Raw genomic sequence first — 237 nt, 5'->3', positions numbered from 1 at the left:
GCCTTGGTAAGCCGTTACCTTACCAACTAGCTAATGCACCGCGGGTCCATCCCAGAGTGATAGCATAAGCCATCTTTTAAACGAAAACCATGTGGTTTTCGTTGTTATGCGGTATTAGTATCTGTTTCCAAATGTTATCCCCCGCTCCGGGGCAGGTTACCCACGTGTTACTCACCCGTCCGCCACTCACTGGGAATCCAACGTCAAGCTGATGCAAGCATCATCTATCAGTTGGGC

At 49.8% G+C, this 237-nt stretch carries 1 rRNA gene; it reads right to left on the bottom strand.

The window, feature by feature from the left end:
• Positions 1-237: ribosomal RNA gene (locus tag H5S39_RS00320) — 16S ribosomal RNA — on the bottom strand; the annotation flags it as partial.

Origin of the sequence: Limosilactobacillus rudii (assembly GCF_014145455.1) — a bacterium.
GTDB lineage: Bacteria > Bacillota > Bacilli > Lactobacillales > Lactobacillaceae > Limosilactobacillus > Limosilactobacillus rudii.
This window is presented reverse-complemented; position numbering and strand designations above follow the sequence as displayed.